The organism is Serratia odorifera, from assembly GCF_041448735.1.
Lineage (GTDB): Bacteria > Pseudomonadota > Gammaproteobacteria > Enterobacterales > Enterobacteriaceae > Serratia_F > Serratia_F odorifera.
Map to the genome: position 1 here is coordinate 86,909 of NZ_JBGMUT010000001.1, position 22,236 is coordinate 109,144.

At 59.4% G+C, this 22,236-nt stretch carries 18 protein-coding genes; 15 read left to right on the forward strand and 3 right to left on the reverse strand.

The window, feature by feature from the left end:
* Positions 1–134 precede the first annotated feature (134 nt).
* Positions 135–1,238, forward strand: coding sequence for a suppressor of fused domain protein (locus ACCC84_RS00460; protein WP_371901449.1), 1,104 nt, complete (start codon positions 135–137; stop codon positions 1,236–1,238).
* 26 nt (positions 1,239–1,264) lie between these two features.
* Entirely contained in the window at positions 1,265–1,792 is a 528-nt protein-coding gene (locus ACCC84_RS00465; RefSeq protein WP_371901450.1) for a cysteine hydrolase family protein, read from the forward strand.
* 33 nt (positions 1,793–1,825) lie between these two features.
* Here the strand turns inward: ACCC84_RS00465 and ACCC84_RS00470 are convergent, their stop codons facing one another.
* The gene (locus ACCC84_RS00470) at positions 1,826–2,575 is read right to left on the reverse strand and encodes an SDR family NAD(P)-dependent oxidoreductase (RefSeq protein ID WP_004965581.1); all 750 of its coding nucleotides are present in this window, start codon (positions 2,573–2,575) and stop codon (positions 1,826–1,828) included.
* Between the two features lie 122 nt (positions 2,576–2,697).
* Here ACCC84_RS00470 and ACCC84_RS00475 point away from each other — a divergent pair, with 122 nt between their 5' ends.
* The gene (locus tag ACCC84_RS00475; protein ID WP_371901451.1) at positions 2,698–3,618 is read left to right on the forward strand and encodes a LysR family transcriptional regulator; all 921 of its coding nucleotides are present in this window, start codon (positions 2,698–2,700) and stop codon (positions 3,616–3,618) included.
* Between the two features lie 56 nt (positions 3,619–3,674).
* Here ACCC84_RS00475 and ACCC84_RS00480 read toward each other — a convergent pair whose 3' ends face one another.
* Positions 3,675–4,964 (reverse strand): MFS transporter, encoded by a 1,290-nt coding sequence (locus ACCC84_RS00480; RefSeq protein WP_164844338.1) that lies wholly within the window; start codon positions 4,962–4,964, stop codon positions 3,675–3,677.
* Between the two features lie 228 nt (positions 4,965–5,192).
* The gene (locus tag ACCC84_RS00485; protein WP_004965574.1) at positions 5,193–6,098 is read right to left on the reverse strand and encodes a GntR family transcriptional regulator; all 906 of its coding nucleotides are present in this window, start codon (positions 6,096–6,098) and stop codon (positions 5,193–5,195) included.
* Between the two features lie 140 nt (positions 6,099–6,238).
* On the opposite strand from ACCC84_RS00485, the gene ACCC84_RS00490 reads away from it, so the two are divergent.
* The 12 genes from ACCC84_RS00490 to urtC all read left to right on the forward strand — a co-directional run bounded on the left by ACCC84_RS00490 (position 6,239) and on the right by urtC (position 22,231).
* Positions 6,239–7,264: a zinc-binding alcohol dehydrogenase family protein gene (locus ACCC84_RS00490; protein ID WP_273867037.1), complete on the forward strand. Its 1,026-nt coding sequence runs from the start codon at positions 6,239–6,241 to the stop codon at positions 7,262–7,264.
* Between the two features lie 156 nt (positions 7,265–7,420).
* Complete coding sequence (gene phnC, locus ACCC84_RS00495) at positions 7,421–8,254, forward strand: phosphonate ABC transporter ATP-binding protein (RefSeq protein ID WP_004965570.1); 834 nt, start codon at positions 7,421–7,423, stop codon at positions 8,252–8,254.
* Between the two features lie 17 nt (positions 8,255–8,271).
* Positions 8,272–9,204, forward strand: a complete 933-nt coding sequence (gene phnD / locus ACCC84_RS00500; RefSeq protein ID WP_198772831.1) for a phosphonate ABC transporter substrate-binding protein — start codon at positions 8,272–8,274, stop codon at positions 9,202–9,204.
* A gap of 102 nt (positions 9,205–9,306) precedes the next feature.
* Positions 9,307–10,170 (forward strand): phosphonate ABC transporter, permease protein PhnE, encoded by an 864-nt coding sequence (gene phnE, locus ACCC84_RS00505; RefSeq protein WP_004965566.1) that lies wholly within the window; start codon positions 9,307–9,309, stop codon positions 10,168–10,170.
* On the forward strand, positions 10,170–11,066 hold the full coding sequence (gene phnE, locus ACCC84_RS00510; RefSeq protein ID WP_088499916.1) for a phosphonate ABC transporter, permease protein PhnE: 897 nt from the start codon (positions 10,170–10,172) through the stop codon (positions 11,064–11,066). The genes phnE (ACCC84_RS00505) and phnE (ACCC84_RS00510) overlap by 1 nt, the downstream gene beginning before the upstream one ends.
* A 105-nt stretch (positions 11,067–11,171) precedes the next feature.
* Positions 11,172–11,636: a YehS family protein gene (locus tag ACCC84_RS00515; protein ID WP_371901452.1), complete on the forward strand. Its 465-nt coding sequence runs from the start codon at positions 11,172–11,174 to the stop codon at positions 11,634–11,636.
* Positions 11,637–11,862: 226 nt separating this feature from the next.
* The gene (atzF, locus tag ACCC84_RS00520) at positions 11,863–13,725 is read left to right on the forward strand and encodes an allophanate hydrolase (RefSeq protein WP_273867045.1); all 1,863 of its coding nucleotides are present in this window, start codon (positions 11,863–11,865) and stop codon (positions 13,723–13,725) included.
* A gap of 79 nt (positions 13,726–13,804) precedes the next feature.
* A complete protein-coding gene (gene uca, locus ACCC84_RS00525) occupies positions 13,805–17,428 on the forward strand; it encodes an urea carboxylase (protein WP_198772830.1) in 3,624 nt (1,207 codons plus the stop codon).
* Between the two features lie 58 nt (positions 17,429–17,486).
* Entirely contained in the window at positions 17,487–18,176 is a 690-nt protein-coding gene (locus ACCC84_RS00530) for a GntR family transcriptional regulator (RefSeq protein ID WP_004965556.1), read from the forward strand.
* Between the two features lie 39 nt (positions 18,177–18,215).
* Complete coding sequence (urtA, locus tag ACCC84_RS00535; protein ID WP_004965553.1) at positions 18,216–19,484, forward strand: urea ABC transporter substrate-binding protein; 1,269 nt, start codon at positions 18,216–18,218, stop codon at positions 19,482–19,484.
* A gap of 93 nt (positions 19,485–19,577) precedes the next feature.
* The gene (gene urtB / locus ACCC84_RS00540; protein WP_039992334.1) at positions 19,578–21,158 is read left to right on the forward strand and encodes an urea ABC transporter permease subunit UrtB; all 1,581 of its coding nucleotides are present in this window, start codon (positions 19,578–19,580) and stop codon (positions 21,156–21,158) included.
* The gene (gene urtC, locus ACCC84_RS00545) at positions 21,158–22,231 is read left to right on the forward strand and encodes an urea ABC transporter permease subunit UrtC (protein WP_004965547.1); all 1,074 of its coding nucleotides are present in this window, start codon (positions 21,158–21,160) and stop codon (positions 22,229–22,231) included. The genes urtB and urtC overlap by 1 nt, the downstream gene beginning before the upstream one ends.
* Positions 22,232–22,236 lie beyond the last annotated feature (5 nt).

The window sequence follows — 22,236 nt, forward strand, 5'->3', positions numbered from 1 at the left end:
TCGACTGCTTAGCGGAATTTTGAGAGTTTTACGCGTGATCCGGTTGGCGAATGCGTTTTACACTGGCAAAAAGCAGATTTCTATTTCGCGCAGGATTATTTTCCTTGTCTGCGCAGTGACCCTATTGAGGCGATATGAACCAGTCATATGTACTTGCTGAAGTCAGTAATGAAAACCAAACGCTGGTAGCGGTGGTTCAGCAAGATCACCGGGCAGCCTATTTTTATATTTATCCCGCGGAGGCGTTCAGCGAACGTTTTCAGGTACGCGCCTGCTGGTTGCGTAACCTGGCGGCTGCGCCGCAGCAGGAAGATCGCGCCGCGCTGGAACTTGGCCAGCCGCCGATGCTGGCCGCGGAATTTTGCCGCAACCTGGAGGGGGAAGCGCCGCTGAATCCGGAAGGGTTGCAGGTGGTGTGGAATGAAAGCGATGACGGCGCCGCGCTGTGGTATTACGGCCAGCTGCTGTCGGTGATCCCCGGTTGGAGCCTGTATATCGACCATTCGGTGTGTTATTCCGCCAGCTGCATCAAGGAAAGCCCGTTAGCTCATCCACTGGGCTCCGCATCGACCAATACGCAATATGCGCTGGCGGAAAACACCCGCCAGTTTTGGCGCAGTTGGCAGCGTGAAGAAGGCAACCCGTGGCCGAAAATGCAGCGCGACTATCTGGCGCAGTATGAACAGCATTTCGGTCCGTCGGTTAAATATTACGCGATCGATCAGGGCAAGTGGCCGCCGATGGCCATCAGCCAACATGAACGCGACGGCATTTACTATTTTCTGACCATGGGGATCAGCATCCGACCGATGCCGTGGGTCGAGATCCTGTTCAATGATGACGCCACGCAGTACCGGCGCATGGAGCTGGGTATCGCCATTGACGGTCAGTACATGACCGAAGACAACGCGATACAGATGGCCAGTGCGCTGGCGGGCTTTGCCCACGTGCCCTGGGCGCAGATCACCTGGATGGGAGAAGGGCACACCCTGGCGTCGGAAGTGGCACCACAGGGTTATGCAGGCTATGTGCTGTCTTCGCGGTTCTACCCTTATCAGCAGCATTTGACGTTGCCGACCCAGTACGGCGATCCGGTCAATCTTTACTGGGCCAGCCCGGTATTTGAAAACGAACGCATCCAGACTCAGGCGACGCCGAACGGCGGACATGAGCTGGTGACTGGCCTGCGTGAGCAGGGGGTTGACCATATCTTTCGTCCGCGCCAACCGCTATGCTGATGTGAAACTTATCGATGGAGACCCCAATGACCGCAGCGCTGTTGATTATTGATGTGCAGAAAGGCCTGTTTATGCCGCCACCGGCCGATGCCGATGCGGTGATTGATCGGATCAACATGCTGAGCGCCGCGGCGCGCCAGGCGCAGGTGCCGGTGATTTTCATCCAGCATCAGACCGCCGATGATGAACTGGCCCATGGCAGCGATGCCTGGCAGGTTGATCCGCGCTTACAGCAGGTCGCAGGGGATTTGCGGGTAGAAAAAACCACGCCGGACTCTTTTTTGCGTACCAATCTGCAAGCGCTGTTGCAACAGCACGGCGTTACGCAACTGGTGATTTGCGGTTACTCGACCGAATATTGCGTTGACAGCACTACTCGCCGCGCCGCCGGGCACGGTTATCCGGTGGTGTTGGCAGCCGATGCCCACACCAGCCATGACAAGGCGCACGCCAGCGGTCAGTGGATACGTCAGCACCATAACGCCGCGCTGTCGAGCATGGAGAGTTTCGGCGTGCCGATCCGCGCGGTTGCCAGCAGAGATATCCGTTTCTGATCCCTCGGAGCGCCAGACCGGCGCTCCCTGTCCCTAGCTGCCGACGCGGGCTCCACCGTTAATCGGTAACAGCGTACCGGTAATGAATGCCGCTGCCGGCGACGCCAGCCACAACGCCGCTTCGGCAACGTCCTCCACCCGACCGGTACGCGCCAGCGGCGTGTCGGCGGTAATGGCGTCAATAACGCTGGCTGGCAGACCATCGCCAAAAAAACGCGTATCGGCGATGTAACCAGGCGCAATGGCGTTAACGGTAATGCCTTGCGGCCCCAGTTCACGCGCCAGACTGACGGTCAGGCCAACCACGCCGGCCTTGGCGGCGGAATAGCCCAGCGCGCCGGGGTTGCCACTGCCGCATTGCGCAGCGATTGAACTGATATTGACGATGCGTCCGCCCGGCTTGCGCAGGTGCGGCAGCATGGCCTGGGTAAACAGAAAGGTACTCTTCAGGTTACCGTCAATCACCGCATTCCACTGCTGTTCAGCCTGCGCCAATGGCGTATCGACGCTGATAACGCGGGTAAATCCGGCGTTATTGATCAGCACATCTACCGTGCCCAAAGCCTGGATCAGACGCGGCATCAGTGCGTCAATCTCGGCGCGCTGGCTGAGATCCGCCGAAAAGTGCAGCGTGCCGCTGCCGATCCGTTGCGCCGCAGCCTGCAAACGTTGCAGGCTGCGCGCCACGATGGCGACACGGTAGCCCTGCATTGCCATTCGTTGCGCGGTGGCCAGGCCAATGCCGCTTGAGCCACCGCTAATCACGACCGTAGGTTGTGTCATGTGAAACTCCTCCAACTGCCGATGGCGCGTCTGCGCCGGTGATGTCGAGGGAAAGTATTGGTATTTACCGTTGATACCGCCAATACTGTTTTTATGATTTGATAATATGAAAAAGGTATCGCGTGATTGAACTACGCCAATTGCGGCAGTTTATTGCCGTGGCTGAAGAGATGAGCTTTCACCGCGCCGCACAACGCTTGCATATGGCGCAGCCGCCGCTGACGGCGGCAATCCGTAAAATCGAGCAGGAACTGGGGGTTAGGCTGCTGGAGCGTGGCAACCGCATTACGCGTATTACCGACGCCGGGCAGGTGTTTTTGCTCGAAGCGCGGCGCACGCTGGCGCAGTTCGAGCGCACGCTGTTACATACCCAGCGTGCTGCGCAGGGGCAAACGGCGTCGCTGCGGCTGACCTTTGTCGACAGCACGGTCAATGCACTGTTGCCAGGGCTGCTGCGTCAGTTTCGTCAACGTTATCCGCAGATAGATTTTCAGTTGCAGGAAGCCGCCACGGCGGAACAGTTGGTGGCCTTGCGTGACGATCGCGCCGATGTCGGTCTGGTGGTGCTGCCGTTTGCACCGCAAGAGGGCATACAGTTAACGCCGTTGCTGTTGGAGCGCATGATGCTGGCGTTGCCGGAACACCATCCGTTGGCGAACGCCGCGCAGATCGGTTTGTCAGACGTGTCGGAGGAACCTTGGGTGCTGTTCCCGGCGCATTATGGGCCGGGGATGCACGCGGCGATTCTACAGGCATGCGCGATGGCCGGTTTCACTCCGCGGGTAGTACAGCAGGCGCGGCAAATGCAAACCATTGGCGGGTTAGTGGCCGGTGGGGAGGGCGTTGCGCTGATGCCGTCGCTGTTTGCGGCGTTGCGGCCGCCCGGGGTGGTATTCCGCGAACTTAGCGGTATCGGTACGCCGGTGGCGTATTCACTGGCTCTGGCCTACCGGCAGGCATCGCCATTGATCGACGATTTCATCCAGCTTGCGGTGCGGCACGCGGCGGAGTATCAGCAACAGGTATTGCCTCTGGTGCTCTAAGGCGACAAGCGCCATTCCTGCCGCATCGGCAACGGGAATGGCAGCGGCGTTGCGGGTTAGGCCGGGCTATCGGTAATCGGGTGTTTGACCACGAAGATATACGACAGGGCGCCAATCAGGGTAAAGCAGGAACACAGCGTCAACGCCAGGCTAAACGAGTTGGTGGTATCGAGGATCCAACCGGTGATCACCGGCGCAAACGAGGCGAAGATAAAGCTGGCGAAGTTCTGGATGCTGCCCACCGAGGCGGTCATGCGCGAAGTGACCGCCACATGGATCAACCCCCAGCAGGAGGTGCCGGCAAAGTGAATGCAGAACAGCGCCATGCCGATCAGCAATACCGCGCTGTAGGTGGTGGTGGCCTGCGCCACCACCGAGGTGAAGGCGGCGGAAAGCAGCATGCCGGCAACGATGCAGATCTTGCGGCTCTTGAGCGGCACCATGCCGCGCTTGACCAGCCAGTCGGTGACGAAGCCGTTAGACAACATGCCGGCGGCGCCGAACAGGAACGGAATGGCTGACAGCATCCCGGTGCTTTTCAAATCCAGATGGTAGGTGGTTTGCAAATAGCCGGGCAACCAGGCCAGATACAGCCAGGCGGTGTAGTTGATGCCGCTAAAGCCGATCATCATGCCCCACATGGTGCGATTCTTGAACAACGCACGCCATTCCTTCAGGTTCATCGGTTCGCGGCGCGCGCTGACGCTGCCGGCGTTCAGGTAGGTTTGCTCCTGTGCGCTGAGATCGAGATCCTGACGGTTGCGATAAATCATGTACCAGCCGATCGACAGCGCGATGCCCAGCACGCCAATGGTAATGAACATGCCACGCCAGCCAAACGCGATCATCATCGCGGTGAGGATTGGCGGGCTGATGGCCAGGCCAATGGTCGAGGCGGCGTTGAAGATGCCCATCGGCATCCCGCGATCTTTAATGTTGAACCAGTCGTTAATCACTTTTACGCCACACGGGTTCATGGGCGCTTCGCCAATGCCCAGACCGATGCGTACCCAGATAAATTGGGTAAAGCTCTGGATCATGCCGGACAGGGTCTGGAACAGCGACCAGACAAACATCCCCAGTCCGAGCATGATACGCGGCCCCTTGCGGTCCAGCAGCGGGCCACAGGGCAGTTGCGCTATGCCGTAGGCCAATGAAAACGCCGAAAGCAGCAGGCCGATTTCGGTACCGCTCAGCCCCATTTCTTCGCGAATTGTCGAGTTGGCAACCGACAGTGAACTGCGATCGAGAAAGTTAATGATTGCCGCCAAGAATAATAAAATCATTGAGGTGGTCTGGATTTTTTTTATTCTGGCTGAACGAACGATGGCACCGTCAGGTGGCATAGGAATAATGGTATCCGTGTAATTTTCCTGTTTTCCATCACCGGTGCTGGCAGGGCTCACTTTTTCCATCTTTATCTCCAGATGTGTATTTTGTATGTGACTGCAAGTAATCGGTATAGAGGGCGCTGCGATTTGGTGGTGTGATTAATGCGCATTCCGTGCGCCGGATAGGCTTTTACTGTTTTTTATCGGTTTTAAATATGCCGATGGTAAATAAAAGGGAGGGCGTCAGGCGACGGACTGATTAATCGAACGAATCATCGATTGTTTGGCGGTGTCGAGATGATGGTGCAGCTCGCGGATGGCTTCCTGATCGTTACGGCAGATAAGCGCGCTGAGGATCGCCATGTGCTCCTCGATGGCAATGATGTTTCGCTGCTTGAGATCGGTTTCATCCCATTGATAATGAAAGTGGAAAATCACCGAGATAATCTCCAGCGACTGGTTGAAGAACGGGTTGTTGGCGGCAGAAAGGATCAGCCCGTGCAGATCCCGATCGAGTTGCGAAAACAGCCGGTAATTGCTGCTGATGGTTTCACGCAGCTCACGGTGACGGCTCAGCAGTTCTTTGGCCTGCAACCAGCGTTCATCATGCGACGGCAGATTCAAAAAGCGTGACAGGGCGTGGGTTTCCAGCATCTGCCGCAGTTCAAACAGTTGCTCGGCGTAGTGCCGATCGAACTGCTTCATGCGCCACTGGCCGCGTTTGACATTGTCGAGCAGATTGTAGCGGCTAAAGCGCAGCAAAAATTCCCGGACCACAACCGGGCTGACGTTGACCAGCCGCGACAGTTGCAGTTCGCTGAAACAGTCGCCGGCGCGCAGCTGTTTTTGGTTAATCATCTGATAAAACGCCTTTTCAAACAGCGTGCTTTGCGCGTCCAGGGTCTGTGCCATGCAGTCGAAACCGTCTTCCGCCTGCGGCAAACGCAGGATCGCATAATTATCCTGCACCTTTGCCAACACCCCGCAGCGCTGAAAGTGGTCCAGGGCATGGCGTACCGTGGTGCGACTGATGTTGTACATTTCGGCCAGCGCCGCCTGGGAGGGCAGCGGCGAGCGGATATGTCCGTGAATCAGGCCATCGATCATCTGGTTAATCACATTTTGTCGCAAATTTTGGCTTCGGCTCATGGCGTATCTCAGCTGTTTTTTATGAATTTAAAACCAATTTAAAACGGTTTATTTGGCGCTGAATCACAAATCATCATAATTAAAACGCCAGCCGGTTATTTTTATTTAATAACCAACTCCAGATAACTGGAGGAACCATAATGACCACAATGAATACATTGATTTGCCAGCAACCCACACAATTGGTTTATCAGCAGCGGCCGATACCGACGCCGGCGGCGGATGAGGCAGTGATTAAAATGATTACCGTGGGTATCTGCGGCACGGATATTCATGCCTGGTCGGGTCATCAGCCTTATTTCAGCTATCCCCGAGTATTGGGCCATGAAATATGTGGCGATATCGTCAGCGTGGGTAGCCAGGTCAGCGGTTTGCGTGTCGGGCAGCGCATGGCGGTGATCCCGTATCTGTCCTGTGGCCAGTGCGGGGCCTGCCACAGCGGCCGCAGCAACTGTTGTGAAAACATTTCGGTGATCGGCGTGCACCAGGACGGCGGTTTCTGCCAGTATCTTAGCGTACCGGCCAGCAATTTATTGCCGGTGGGGGATATCGCGCCGGAGGCCGCGGCGCTGATCGAACCGTTTGCCATCGCCGCCCATGCGGTGCGACGGGCAGCCATCGTTGCCGACGATCATCTGCTGGTGGTCGGAGCCGGGCCGATTGGTCTTGGCGTGGCGGCGATTGCCCTGGCGGACGGCGCCCGGGTCGTGGTGGCCGATACCAGTGAACAGCGGCGGGCGCATGTTGCGCAGGTGCTCGGCGTCGCCACGCTGGATCCGGCGCAGGCAGGGTTCGACGCGGCGCTACGCGAGCAGTTTGATGGCCGGTTGGCAGCAAAGGTGATTGATGCCACCGGCAATCAGCGGGCGATGAATAACACCGTTAACCTGATCCGCCATGGCGGTAGCATCGTGTTTGTTGGGCTGTTCAAAGGCGAATTCAGCTTCTCCGATCCGGAGTTCCATAAAAAGGAAACCACCTTGATGGGCAGCCGCAACGCCACCCATGAGGACTTCGTCAAGGTAGGCCGATTGATGGCAGCCGGCAGCATCACCGCTGACATGATGCTGTCGCATCATTTTGACTTCGACACCCTGGCACAACGTTATGAAAGCGACGTGATCAACAATAAATCATTGATTAAAGGCGTAATTCATTTCAGCTGAACAATGCCTTCCCGCTTGCCAGCGACGGGCGCAGCATACGGCACCCGTCGCTCGGCCGTCATTTTCCGGCCATAAAACCATCATCCAGATGTCATAAACTTATCCCTTAATAGGTGCCGATAACGAATAGCCAACCTAACCAATGAGAGATGGCTTATGGCTCAGGCACAGTTAAAACTTGCAACAACCGATTTCCCAGGGCAACAGCCGATCCCACTGCGCAAAGTCCTGGCGGTCAAAGGGCTGGGTAAAGCCTATAAATCCCAGCAGCGGGTATTGGACGATATCAATTTCGATTTGCACGCCGGCGAATTTGTCGCGGTGATCGGCCGCTCTGGCGCCGGCAAATCCACGCTGCTGCACACGCTCAACGGCACCATTCCTTCCAGCTGCGGTGAAATGCTGCACTTTGACGAAGCCGGCGTGGCGCAGGACATCGCGCAACTTTCCGCCCGCCAGATGCGCCAATGGCGTGCCTGTTGCGGCATGATTTTCCAGGATTTCTGCCTGGTGCCGCGTCTGGACGTGATTACCAACGTGTTGCTCGGGCGGCTCAGCCATACCTCTACGCTCAAATCCTTTTTTAAAGTATTCGACGACGCCGATCGTGCGCGCGCCATCGAACTGTTGCAGTGGCTCAATATGTTGCCGCATGCGCTGCAGCGGGCCGAAAACCTGTCCGGCGGGCAGATGCAGCGCGTGGCGATTTGCCGCGCATTGATGCAGAACCCGAAGATCCTGCTGGCCGACGAGCCGGTTGCCTCGCTGGATCCGAAGAACACCCGCCGCATTATGGACGCATTGCAGAAAGTCAGCGAGAACGACATCGCGGTGATGGTGAACCTGCACTCGGTGGAACTGGTGCAGGAATACTGCACGCGGGTGATTGGTATCGCGCAGGGGAAAATTGTTTTTGACGGTCATCCATCACAGCTGAATGACCGGATTTTGCACCAGTTGTACGGCGAAGACGTTAATCAAATACATTAATTTAAAAGGCTACAGCAATGAAAAAAGTATTCAGTCTGACCACCATGATGGCCGGCGCGATGATGGTATTTAACGCTGGCGCTGCGGACGCGCCCAAAGAGCTTAATTTAGGCATTCTCGGCGGTCAGAACGCCACCCAGCAGATTGGCGACAACCAGTGCGTAAAGCAGTTCTTTGACAAGGAGCTGAACGTTGATACCAAACTGCGTAACTCGTCCGACTATTCCGGCGTGATCCAGGGGCTGTTGGGCGGCAAGATCGACCTGGTGCTCAGCATGTCGCCAGCGTCGTTCGCCTCGGTGTATATCAAGGATCCGCAGGCGGTCGATCTGGTCGGCATTGCCGTCGACGATGTCGATCAGTCGCGGGGTTACCATTCGGTGGTGGTGGTCAAAGCCGACAGTCCTTACCAGAAACTGGAAGATCTGAAAGGCAAATCGTTCGGTTTTGCCGATCCGGATTCTACCTCCGGCTTCCTGATGCCGGATCACAGCTTCAAACAGCTGTTTGGCGGTAACTCGGACAATAAATACAACGGCTTTTTCTCTAGCGTGACCTTTTCCGGCGGCCATGAGCAGGACATTCTCGGCGTGCTGAACGGCCAGTTTGAAGGCGCCGTCACCTGGACATCGCTGATTGGCGATTACAACACCGGTTATACCAGTGGCGCGTTCACCCGCATGATTCGCATGGATCAGCCGGATCTGATGAAAAAGATCCGCATCATCTGGCAATCCCCGCTGATCCCGAACGGCCCGATCCTGGTGCGCAATGCACTGCCGGCCGACTTCAAGGCCAAGGTCGTGGCGGCGATCAAAAAGCTGGATAAGGAAGATCACGGTTGCTTTATCAAGGCGATGGGCGGTAAGCAGCACATTGGCGAAACCACGCTGGCGGAATACCAGCCGGTGATTGACCTGAAGCGCGCGTTGGCGAAAGGCGAACGTTAAACCAGCGCCGGAGGTTCAAGCACGGGGCGCGGTACGCCGCGCCCGATTGGCATCAACAGGTTAACGTGGACCGTGCGGTTCAGTCTCTGACGGTGAGTTATTTTGAATACAGATTTTGCGCATTATTACCAGCGGGTTCGCAGCAAACAAAAGCGTGAAACGCTGATATGGTCGCTGACGCTGGCGGTACTCTATCTTGGCGCCGGCAAGCTGGCCGAGTTCAATTTGCATACCGTATGGGTATCGCTACCGAATTTCTTTGATTACCTTGCCGAAACGCTGCCGATCCTGCATTGGGATCGCCTGTTCGCCGATGGCCATACCGAAGGCTCGTTGGCCTATTGGGGCTACCGCCTGCATATCCAGCTGCCGTTGCTGTGGGAGACACTGAATCTGGCGCTGGCGGCAACCCTGCTGTCGGTGCTGGTTGCCGGCGTGCTGGCGTTTCTGGCTGCCAACAACACCCATAGCCCGGCGTCGCTGCGCATGGCCATTCGCACACTGGTGGCCTTTTTGCGTACCATGCCGGAGCTGGCCTGGGCGGTGATGTTTGTGATGGCGTTTGGCATTGGCGCGATACCGGGCTTTATGGCGCTGGCGCTGCACACCATCGGCAGCCTGACCAAGCTGTTTTACGAAGCGCTGGAAACCAGTTCCAACAAACCGGTGCGTGGACTGGTCGCCTGTGGTGCGACGCCGCTGCAACGCATGCGTTTTGGCCTGTGGCCGCAGGTCAAGCCGGTGTTTCTGTCATACAGTTTCATGCGCCTGGAAATCAACTTCCGCCAGTCAACCATTCTGGGATTGGTGGGGGCGGGTGGCATCGGTCAGGAACTGATGACCAATATCAAACTGGACCGTTACGATCAGGTCAGCATGACGCTGCTGCTGATTATCGTGGTGGTATCATTGCTGGACTACATCTCCGGCGAACTGCGCAAACGCGTGGTGGAGGGGGGCAAATGATGCTCGGACAAACGGTTTCCGCAGAACGGTTACAGACCTTGCAACGGCAGCATACGGTCATTTTTTCGCAGCAGCGCCGTTACCTGCGTACCCTGGGCCTGATTGCCGCGGCGATCGGCGTATATTATCTGTTCTTCTTTCTGTTCTTCGGCATTTCCTGGCCGCAGTTGCTGAATGGCTGCCAGCAAATCGGCCGCTATTTTATGCGTATGTTCGTCTGGCATGACTTCGTCAACTGGCCGTTCGGCTATTATTTCCAGCAGATCTTCATCACCATCGGCATTGTGTTTGCCGGCACGCTGACCGCGACGCTGCTGGCATTGCCGCTGTCGTTCCTGGCGGCACGCAACGTGATGTCGACGCCGCTGTTGCGGCCGATCGCTGCGCTGGTGCGCCGCTTGCTGGATCTGCTACGTGGCATCGATATGGCGATCTGGGGGCTGATTTTCGTGCGCGCCGTCGGCATGGGGCCACTGGCCGGGGTGCTGGCGATTGTGGTGCAGGACGTCGGCTTGCTGGGCAAGCTGTATGCCGAAGGGCATGAAGCGGTGGACAAGTCGCCGGGGCGTGGCCTGACGGCAGTGGGCGCCAACGGTTTGCAGAAACATCGCTACGGCATCTTTACCCAGTCGTTTCCTACTTTTCTGGCACTCAGCCTGTATCAGATTGAATCCAATACCCGTTCTGCGGCGGTGCTGGGCTTTGTCGGCGCCGGCGGTATCGGGCTGGTGTATGCCGAAAACATGCGGCTGTGGAACTGGGACGTGGTGATGTTTATCACGCTGCTGCTGGTGGCGGTGGTGATGACCATGGACAAGGTTTCTTCGGTACTGCGCAACAAATACATTATTGGCGAAGACATTCCGCTGTATCAGCAAAAAAGCCAAATCGATTGAGAAACCCCTTACCGATCCCTATACTGCCGCACATATTCAAGGCGTGCGGCAGCCTTTCCATGTCGCGCCGCGCGTCTTCCCGCTTTACCAGCTAAAGGCAATTCCATGATTAACAATGACGTCCTGCGCAGTGTGCGCTACATGCTGAGCATTAACGACGTAAAAATGGTTGAGATCGTCAAACTGGACGGTTTTGACGTTGATGTCGCGGCGATGGGCGCTTATGTCATCAAAGAAGGCGAACCGGGCTTTGAAAAATGCCCCGACGAGGTGATGGCGCATTTCCTGAACGGCCTGGTGTTCTTTAAACGCGGCAAGGATGACAAATTCCCGGCACCGCCGGTAGAGCTGCCGATCACCAATAACCTGGTGCTGAAGAAACTGCGCGTGGCGTTTGAACTGAAAGACACCGATCTGTTCCAGATCTTCACCGCCGTTGATTTCCGTATCTCCAAGCCGGAGCTGAGCGCGCTGTTCCGCAAGCAGGGCACCAAGAACTACCGCCCATGCGGCGATCAGATGCTGCGCTACTTCCTGAAAGGGCTGGCGCAGCGCGTACGCGGCGCATAATCCGTGCCGGGCCGCTAACGCATCGGCTCGTGGCAATCTCCAGCACCTCTCTCGAGGTGCTTTTTTTTTGCACCTTTTTTGTTCGCCCCCTGCGCGCCGCTGGTGCATGCTTTTTGTCCGTTTCGTAATGAATTTTTATTTAATCATTTAAAATCATGTGGATGAAAAACTGGCACGCGGGTTGCTCAGCTGAATTCAATCTTGTGTACTAGATGGAATTCAGCCGATGACCCAGCCAGTAAAGCAACACGGTTTTACCCTCAGCGAATGGCAGCATTACTACCAGACCCAGCCGAGCGCCGAACGTATCGCCTGCGTGCGCCTGACCATCGATGCGCTGTTGCACGGCCTCGACGCGCAAGACAACGCCTGGATCTGTCTGGCTGACGCCGAGCGCCGCCAGGCGCAGTATCGCCAATTGGCACAACGGCTGGAGGCGGTGGCGGGGGATCTCAGCCGCTTGCCGCTGTTTGGCATACCGTTCGCGGTGAAAGACAATATCGACGTGGGCGGCTGGCCAACGTCGGCTGCCTGCCCGGCGTTCGCCTATCAGGCCAAGGCGGATGCAGAAGTGGTTGCCAGGCTGCGTGCCGCCGGTGCCATCGTTATCGGCAAGACCAACCTTGACCAGTTCGCTACCGGATTGGTAGGTACTCGCTCCCCGCACGGTGCGGTGGTCAACAGCATTAACCCGCTGTACGTCAGCGGCGGATCCAGCTCAGGTTCGGCGTCGGTGGTGGCGCGTGGGCTGACGCCTTTTTCGCTGGGCACCGATACCGCCGGTTCCGGACGTGTACCGGCCGGCTTCAATAACATCGTCGGGCTGAAGCCGACCAAAGGCTGGCTGTCGAATCGTGGCGTGGTGCCGGCGTGTCGACTCAATGACTGCGTATCGGTTTTTGCGCTGACGGTGGCCGATGCGGCGCTGGTCGCCGAGCTGGCCGGCGGTTATCACGCCGACGACGCCTATTCTCGCGCCAATCCGGCCACTGCCCCGGCGGACTTGCCACACGCGCCGCGCTTTGCCGTGCCGCAAACGCTGGAGTTCTTTGGCGACAAACAGGCCGAACGGGCATTCCAGGCGGCGCTGGACCAATTACAGGCCGCCGGCGTGCGGCTAGAACCACTGGATTTTACGCCGTTTCGCGTGCTGGCGGAGCAGCTCTACTACGGCCCGTGGGTGGCAGAACGCACCGTGGCGGTGGAAGGCCTGCTCAGCAGCCACCCCGACGCCATCGATCCGGTGGTGCGCGGCATCCTCGGTAACGGCCAGCAATACAGCGCCTGCGACGCCTACAAGGCGGAATACCTGCGTGCCGAACTGGCGCGCCAGATTAACCGGCAACTGGCGCAGTTTGATGCGCTGGTGGTGCCAACCTCACCGACCATCCGCACTCTGGCGGAAATGGCGCAGGAACCGGTGCTGTTTAATTCACAGTTTGGCACCTATACCAATTTCACCAATCTGGCTGACCTTTGCGCGTTGGCGCTGCCGGCGCCGATGCGCGCCGACGGTCTGCCGGCGGGTATCACGCTGATCGCACCGGCCTGGCACGATCGGGCGCTGGCGGCGTTTGGCCGGCGCTGGCAGCAAGGTCAAGACTGGCCGCTGGGGGCTACCGCTCGCGGCATGTCGCCGCAGCCGGCGCTGGCGCCTTCCCCACAGCATCTGCGGCTGGCCGTAGTGGGCGCTCACCTTAGCGGTATGCCGCTCAACGGCCAATTAACCCGGCGCCAGGCGGTGTGGGTGGAGCAAACCACCACCGCGCCGTGCTACCGGCTGTATGCGCTGGCTGACACCCAGCCACCCAAACCGGGGCTGGTGAAGGCGCAGAGCGGCGCGGCGATCGACGTTGAACTGTGGGATATCCCGCTGGCGCGCGTTGGCGAGTTTTTGGCCGAGATCCCGGCGCCGTTGGGTATCGGTACGCTGCTGCTGGCGGATGGTCGCCGGGTGAAGGGTTTTATCTGCGAGCCGGCTGCGTTGACCGCCGCCGTGGATATTACCGACTTCGGTGGCTGGAGAAATTACACCCGCCAACTGGCGAGCCGCGATGACGTGGGTGCAAGCGACGCTCCCGGTTGCTGACATCGCTGATGGCCGGATGCTCCCCGTTTGTCGACGGCGATCGGGGCCGGAAACGTTCTGGATACATAAGGATTTCATAATGTTTACCACCGTATTGATTGCCAATCGTGGCGAAATTGCCTGCCGCGCGATCCGCACCCTGAAACGTCTAGGGATCGCCAGCGTCGCAGTGTATTCCGCTGCCGATCGCCATGCACCACACGTCACCGACGCCGATTGCGCGGTAGCGCTGGGTGGCGAAAAGGCCGCAGACAGTTACCTGTGCATTGACAAGATCCTGGCTGCGGCGGCGCAGAGCGGCGCGCAGGCGATTTATCCCGGTTACGGATTCCTGTCGGAAAGCGCCGAATTTGCCGAGGCCTGCGAGGCGGCCGGCATCGCGTTTATTGGCCCGACCGCCCGGCAGATCCGCGAATTTGGCCTCAAGCACCGCGCCCGTGAACTGGCGGCGCTCGCCGGGGTGCCGATGACGCCGGGCACCGGTCTGCTGGATAGCGTAGAGGCAGCGGTTGAAGCGGCGGCACACATCGGTTACCCGGTGATGCTGAAAAGTACCGCCGGCGGTGGCGGTATTGGCCTGTCGCGCTGCGATGATCAGGCCGCGCTGCGGGAAGCCTACGACGGTGTGAAGCGTATGGGACAACAGTTCTTCCGCGACGCCGGTGCGTTTGTTGAACGCTGCGTCGAACGGGCGCGCCACGTGGAAGTGCAAATCTTTGGCGATGGTCAGGGGCGCGTGCTGGCGCTTGGCGAACGAGACTGCTCATTGCAGCGGCGCAACCAGAAAGTGGTGGAAGAAACGCCGGCGCCAAATCTGCCCGAGGCGACCCGGCAGGCGCTGCATCGCGCGGCGATTGCACTGGGTGAATCGGTCAACTATCGCAGCGCTGGCACGGTGGAGTTTATCTATGACGGCGAGCGCGACGAGTTTTACTTTCTGGAGGTGAACACCCGACTACAGGTTGAGCACCCGGTGACCGAAGCGGTAACCGGCCTGGATCTGATCGAATGTATGCTACAGGTGGCGGCGGGTGACGATTTGGACTGGGCGGCGTTGCAACGCGCTCCGCAGGGCGCGGCGATCGAGGTGCGCATTTATGCCGAAGACCCGCTGAAAAACTTCCAGCCAAGCCCCGGCGTACTGACCGAGGTCAGTTTCCCGCCTGACGTGCGGGTTGACGGCTGGGTCAGTACCGGCAGCGAAGTATCGGCGTTTTACGATCCGATGATCGCCAAGCTGATCGTGTATGGCGACGATCGGGCGCAGGCGCTGGCGAAAATGCAGCAGGCGCTGGGCGCCACGCAACTGCACGGCATTGCCACCAATCTGGATTACCTGCGCCAGATCGTGGCGACCGAGGCGTTCCGTCACGGCGACGTCTGGACGAGGATGCTCGACGACTTCAGTTACCAGGCGCACTGCATTGAAGTGCTGCAACCCGGCACTTACAGCAGTGTACAGGACTATCCCGGCCGGCTGGGGTATTGGGATATCGGCGTGCCGCCGTCCGGGCCGATGGATGATTTTGCTTTCCGTCTGGCCAACCGCATCGTCGGCAACCATCCGAGTGCCGCCGGGCTGGAGTTCACCCTGCAAGGCCCGACGCTGCGTTTTCACTGCGCGGCCACCATTGCCCTGACCGGCGCCGACTGCCCGGCAGAGCTGGACGGCGAACCATTGACCTATTGGCAACCGATCGCGGTGCGTGCCGGGCAGCGACTGACGCTCGGCCGGGCGCGCCACGGCTGCCGAACCTATCTGGCAGTGCGCAACGGCTTTGACGTGCCGATGTATCTCGGCAGCCGTTCCACCTTCGCACTCGGCCAGTTTGGCGGCCATGCCGGCCGCATTCTGCGGGTTGCCGACATGCTGGCCATCGCCCAGCCAGAGCTGTCTGCCAGCAGCACGCCGGCACCGATCGCCGCGCCGCAGGCGATGGACGACAGCCTGATCCCGCAGTATGGCGAGGTCTGGAATATTGGCGTGCTGTATGGGCCGCACGGCGCGCCGGATTTCTTCACCCCACAATCGATTGAAACCTTTTTTGCCAGCGAATGGCAGGTGCATTACAACTCCAACCGTCTTGGCGTGCGGCTATCCGGGCCAAAACCCGACTGGGCACGGCAGGACGGCGGCGAAGCGGGGCTGCATCCTTCCAACGTGCATGATTGTGAATACGCCATCGGCGCCATCAACTTCACCGGTGACTTCCCGGTGATCCTCACTCGCGACGGGCCGAGCCTCGGTGGTTTCGTCTGCCCGGTAACCATTGCCAAGGCCGAACTGTGGAAAGTCGGTCAGGTGAAACCGGGCGATCGCATCCGTTTCCATCCGATTGGCTTCAAGCAGGCGCAGTCGCTGGAGCAGGCGCAGCTCGGCAGCATTGAAGCGCTGGCGGCGATCAAGGCCATTACTCTGCCGGCTCCGGCGTTGACGCCGGGCGATACGGCGTCGGCGACCATCGTTGCCGCGCTGCCCGCAGAGCAGGGGCGACCGGCGGTGGTGTATCGCCAGGCGGGGGACGGCTACCTGCTGATGGAGTACGGCGACAACGTGCTGGATCTGGCATCGCGGCTGCGTATTCATCTGCTGATGCAATCGCTGGAGCAGCAGCCGATCGCTGGTGTGGAAGAGCTGGCGCCGGGGGTTCGCTCGCTGCAGGTTCGCTACGACAGTCGGGTTATCGGTCAGCGCGATCTGGTGGCGCGCCTGCTGACGCGCGAACTGGCGTTGGCTGACGTCAGCAACCTGAAGGTGCCGACGCGCATCGTGTATTTACCGATGGCGTTTGAGGATTCCGCCACGCTGGGGGCGGTGGATCGCTATCAGCAAACCGTGCGCTCCAGCGCACCATGGCTGCCCAACAACGTCGATTTCATTCAGCGGATTAATGGGCTGAGCCAGCGTGAACGGGTGCGTGACATCATCTTCGACGCCAGTTACCTGATCCTCGGGCTTGGCGACGTCTATCTCGGCGCGCCTTGCGCGGTGCCTGTCGATCCACGTCATCGCCTGCTGAGTTCGAAATACAGCCCGGCGCGAACCCATACCGCCGAAGGGACGGTAGGCATCGGCGGTATGTATATGTGCATTTACGGCATGGATTCGCCGGGGGGCTATCAATTGGTCGGGCGCACGCTGCCGATCTGGAACAAGTACCTGAAAAACTCGCAGTTCTCCGCCGGGCAGCCGTGGCTGCTGCGCTTCTTCGACCAGGTGCGCTTTTATCCGGTCAGCGAACAGGAGTTGGAACAGCAGCGCGAGGCGTTCCGTGAGGGGCGCATGCAAATCCGCATTGAACCCGGTGAGTTCGACTTCGCCGAATACAACCGTTTCCTGGTGGATAACGCCGGGCAGATCGCCGAGTTCCAGCAGCGTCAGCAGCAGGCATTTCGCAGCGAAGTGGCGCGCTGGCAGGCTGAAGATGCCGAGCCGGAAGCGCAACTCTTGCCGCCGGTGGAGGACGACAGCCAGATCGACGGCTATCTGGTCAGCGCCGATTTGAATGGCAACGTGTGGAAAATCCTGGTCGAACCGGGCCAGTCGGTCGAAGCGGGCCAACCGCTGATTGTGGTGGAAGCGATGAAAATGGAACTGGCGGTCACCGCGCCGCGCGCCGGCGTGGTCAAGCGCATCAGTTGCCAGCCCGGTAGGCCGGTAGGCCCGGGCGATGCGTTGCTGTGGCTGGAACACGCCAGCTGAGCGACGCGCACAGGCTTTGCGGAGCCGGGCGAATACCCACGGGACAGAGAGGAAGCGTATGCAAATCGCCAATCACCACAACAAGACACGGCCGGAGGGGCTGGCGGAGCGCATCTATTTGCAGCTCAAGGACGACATCTTTGAGTTTCGGCTGCTGCCGGGCGACCGTTTCAGCGAAAGCGACGTCGCCGCACGTATGGACGTCAGCCGTACGCCGGTACGCCAGGCGCTGTTCTGGCTGGAACGGGAGGGCTATGTCGACGTGCATTTTCGCAGCGGCTGGCAGGTGCGCCCGTTCGATTTTGCCTATTTCGAGGAGCTGTACGACCTGCGCATCGTGCTGGAGCGGGAAGCGGTGAAGCGCCTGTGTGCCCGGTCAGTGGGGGAAACGCCGCCGACGCTGACGGAACTGGCGGCGTTCTGGCTGCATGACCCGCGGCTGGAAGAGGGCAAAACCGTGGCGCTGCACGATGAGCAATTTCACCTGACGCTGGTCGCTGCCGCCGGTAACGGGGAAATGGCGCGCATTCATCGTGACGTCACCGAGAAGATTCGCATCATTCGTCGGCTGGACTTTACCCAGGGGCCGCGTATCGAGGCGACCTATAACGAACACGCCGCGATTTTGCAGGCGATTTTGCAACACCGCACTGAGGAGGCACAAACGCTGCTCGCTAATCACATTGCCGTCAGCAAGGCCGAAGTACGAAAAATAACCCTGCATATGCTGCATCAGGCGCGGCGTTGACAGGGCAGGCATTCATCTCATTTCACCAGGAGTCGCACTATGCAACGTCGTCATTTTATCAAGGCTTTCGCTCTGTCCGCCAGCGTGATCGGCATGGGAATCGCCTGGAGCGTACAGGCCGCCGACACCATCAAGGTCGGTATCCTGCACTCGCTGTCCGGCACCATGGCCATTTCTGAAACGCCATTGAAAGACGTGGCGTTGATGACCATTGCGGATATCAACGCCAAGGGGGGCGTATTGGGCAAAAAGCTTGAACCAGTGGTGGTCGATCCGGCCTCCAACTGGCCGCTGTTCGCCGAAAAGGCGCGCCAGTTACTGACGCAGGATAAAGCGGCGGTGGTGTTTGGCTGCTGGACCTCGGTGTCGCGCAAATCGGTGCTGCCGGTGTTTGAAGAGCTGAACGGCCTGCTGTTCTACCCGGTGCAGTATGAAGGCGAAGAAATGTCACCCAACGTGTTTTATACCGGCGCGGCGCCAAACCAGCAGGCGATCCCGGCGGTGGAGTACCTGATGAGCGAAGACGGCGGCAGCGCCAGGCGCTTCTTCCTGCTGGGTACCGACTATGTCTACCCGCGCACCACTAACAAGATCCTGCGCGCCTTCCTGCATTCGAAGGGGGTACAGGATAAAGATATCGAGGAAGTGTATACGCCATTCGGCTATAGCGATTACCAAACCATCGTCGCCAACATCAAGAAGTTCTCCGCCGGTGGCAAAACTGCGGTGATCTCCACCATCAACGGCGATTCCAACGTGCCGTTCTATAAAGAACTGGCCAATCAGGGACTGAAAGCCACCGAGGTACCGGTGATCGCCTTCTCGGTCGGCGAGGAGGAGCTGCGTGGCATCGACGCCAAGCCGCTGGTGGGCAATCTGGCCGCGTGGAACTACTTCCAGTCGGTGGATAACCCGGTCAACCGCAAGTTCGTCGCCGAATGGCGCGCCTATGCCAAAGCGCATAACCTGCCAAATTACGCCAGTGCCGTAACCAACGATCCGATGGAAGCGACCTACGTCGGCATCCATATGTGGGCGCAGGCGGTGGAAAAAGCCGGCACCACCGACGTGGATAAAGTGCGCGCCGCGATGGCCGGGCAAAGCTTTGCCGCGCCGTCGGGCTTTACCCTGACCATGGACAGCACCAATCACCATCTGCACAAACCGGTAATGATCGGTGAAATCGAAGACAACGGGCAGTTCAACGTGGTGTGGCAGACCGACCAGCCGGTGCGTGCGCAACCGTGGAGCCCGTTTATTGCCGGCAACGACAAAAAGCCAGACAGCCCGGTGAAGGGCGGTAAGTAATGCCATTGGTCGGCAGTGGCGCGGCGTGCCGCGCCGTTTGCCGACCAGGCAAAGCCAAGGCCGGGTACGCCCGGCGCAACGGAGAGACAGCCAATGCCATTATTGAGCTTATCCAGACTGCGGCCGTGGTTATGGCTGCTGTGTTGCCTGCCGCTCTGGGCACAGGCCGGACCGGCCAGTGATTTTGCCGCCGCCAGCCGCGCTCAGCAGGCGCGATTGCTGCAGGCGTGGGCCGCCGAGCCGGACGCTGCGCGGCTGCCATTGTTACAGGCGCTGAAGCAGGAAAAGGTGGTGATTGACGGCGCCGGGCAGGCGTTCGTCCAGCAGGGCGATAAACTGCTGCCGCTGGAGGGGGATGCCGCAGTGCAGGGGACGGTGAAAAAAGTGTGGCTGAATAACCGGCTGCGCATCCTGATCGCCAATGCCCTGTCGGCGCACCGCCTGGTCAGTGACGATGCACAACTGCGATTGCAGGCGGCCACCGCGCTGCAACGCGAGGCACAAAGCGACCAGTTGCCGTTGCTAAGCCGACGGCTGGCGGTGGAGCAGAACGCGGAGGTTCACCTGGCGTTGAGCGTGGCGCTGGCCAACCTGCAACTGGCTGCCGACAGCCCGCAGGTGCGGCTGAACGCGGTGAAGTTGCTGGGCAGTTCGAGCGATGCGCAAACCCTGGCGCGTCTGCAAACGCTGACACAGGCGGCCAACGAGCCGGATGCCGCGGTGCGGGCCGCCGCGCAGCAGAGTCTGGACAGCATCAAGCACCGACTGATGATCGGCGATCTGATCGGTCAGGCGTTTGCCGGGCTGTCGCTGGGATCGATCCTGCTTTTGGCGGCGCTCGGACTGGCGATCACCTACGGTTTACTCGGGGTAATCAACATGGCTCACGGCGAGATGCTGATGCTCGGCGCCTATGCCGCCTATCTGGTTCAGGGGCTGTTTCAGCAGTTCGCACCGCAGTGGCTGGCGCTGTATCCGCTGGTGGCGCTGCCAGTGGCGTTTGCCGTGACCGCGGCGATTGGCATGGCGCTCGAGCGCACGGTGATTCGCCACTTGTATGGCCGGCCGCTGGAAACGTTGCTGGCGACCTGGGGCATCAGCCTGATGTTGATCCAACTGGTGCGGATGCTGTTTGGCACACAGAACGTGGAGGTGGCCAACCCCGCCTGGCTGTCCGGCGGGATCGCACTGTTGCCCAACCTGGTGCTGCCGTGGAACCGCATCGCGGTAATGGTGTTTGTGGCGCTGGTGTTGGTGTTTACCTGGCTGTTGCTGAATAAAACCCGGCTCGGCATGAACGTGCGTGCGGTAACGCAAAACCGCGCCATGGCCGCGTGCTGCGGCGTGCCGACCGGGCGTGTTGACATGCTGGCGTTCGGTCTCGGTTCCGGCATCGCCGGGTTGGGCGGCGTGGCGCTGTCGCAGCTCGGTAACGTTGGGCCGGAACTGGGGCAGGGATATATCATCGATTCATTTCTGGTGGTGGTGCTGGGGGGCGTTGGGCAATTGGCCGGCACGGTGGTGGCCGCGCTGGGACTCGGTATTGTCAACAAAATCCTCGAGCCGCAACTGGGCGCCGTATTGGGCAAAATCCTGATCCTGGCGCTGATCGTTCTGTTTATTCAAAAGCGTCCTCAAGGGCTGTTTGCCTTTAAGGGCAGGGTGATTGACTGATGAGCCAACCATTGACCGTGACCGGACTGCAAAAAGCGCCGCGCGTCGCCTGGAGCCTCGGCGGACTGCTGTTGCTGGCGCTGATGAGCATGCCGTTTCTGGCGCTACTGCCGGCGGAACACCCGCTGGCGATCTCCACCTATACGCTGACGCTGGTGGGCAAAATCCTGTGCTATGCGGTGGTGGCCGTCGCGCTGGATCTGGTGTGGGGCTATGCCGGACTGCTGTCGCTTGGCCATGGGCTGTTCTTTGCGCTCGGTGGCTATGCCATGGGCATGTACCTGATGCGCCAGGCGGCCGGCGACGGCCTGCCGGCGTTTATGTCCTTCCTGTCGTGGAGCGAACTGCCGTGGTTCTGGAGCGGTACGCAATACTTTGCCTGGGCGCTGTGCCTGATCGTACTGGTGCCGGGGGGGCTGGCCTGGCTGTTTGGTTACTTTGCCTTCCGCTCCAAAATCAAGGGCGTCTATTTCTCTATCATGACCCAGGCGCTGACCTATGCCGGCATGCTGTTGTTCTTTCGTAATGAAACCGGCTTTGGCGGCAACAACGGTTTTACCGGTTTCACCACGTTGCTCGGCTTCTCCATCACCGCTACCGGCACGCGCGTGGCGCTGTTTTTGGCCACGGTACTGCTGCTGGTCGCCAGTCTGGCGTTAGGCTTTGCGCTGGCGCGCAGCAAATTCGGCCGCGTGCTGACGGCGGTACGCGACGCAGAAAATCGCCTGATGTTCTGCGGCTATGATCCAAAGGGATTCAAACTGTTCGTCTGGACGCTGTCGGCGGTGCTGTGTGGGCTGGCCGGCGCGCTGTATGTCCCACAGGTCGGTATCATCAACCCGAGCGAAATGTCGCCGACCAATTCGATCGAGGCGGCGATTTGGGTGGCGTTCGGCGGGCGTGGCACGTTGGTGGGGCCGCTGCTCGGCGCGGGTATCGTCAACGGCGCCAAAAGCTGGTTCACCATGGCGATACCGGAATATTGGCAGTTATTCCTCGGGCTGATGTTTATCCTGGTGACGCTGTTTCTACCGCGCGGCGTGATGGGTTTGCTGCGCAGGAGGAAGTCCTGATGAGT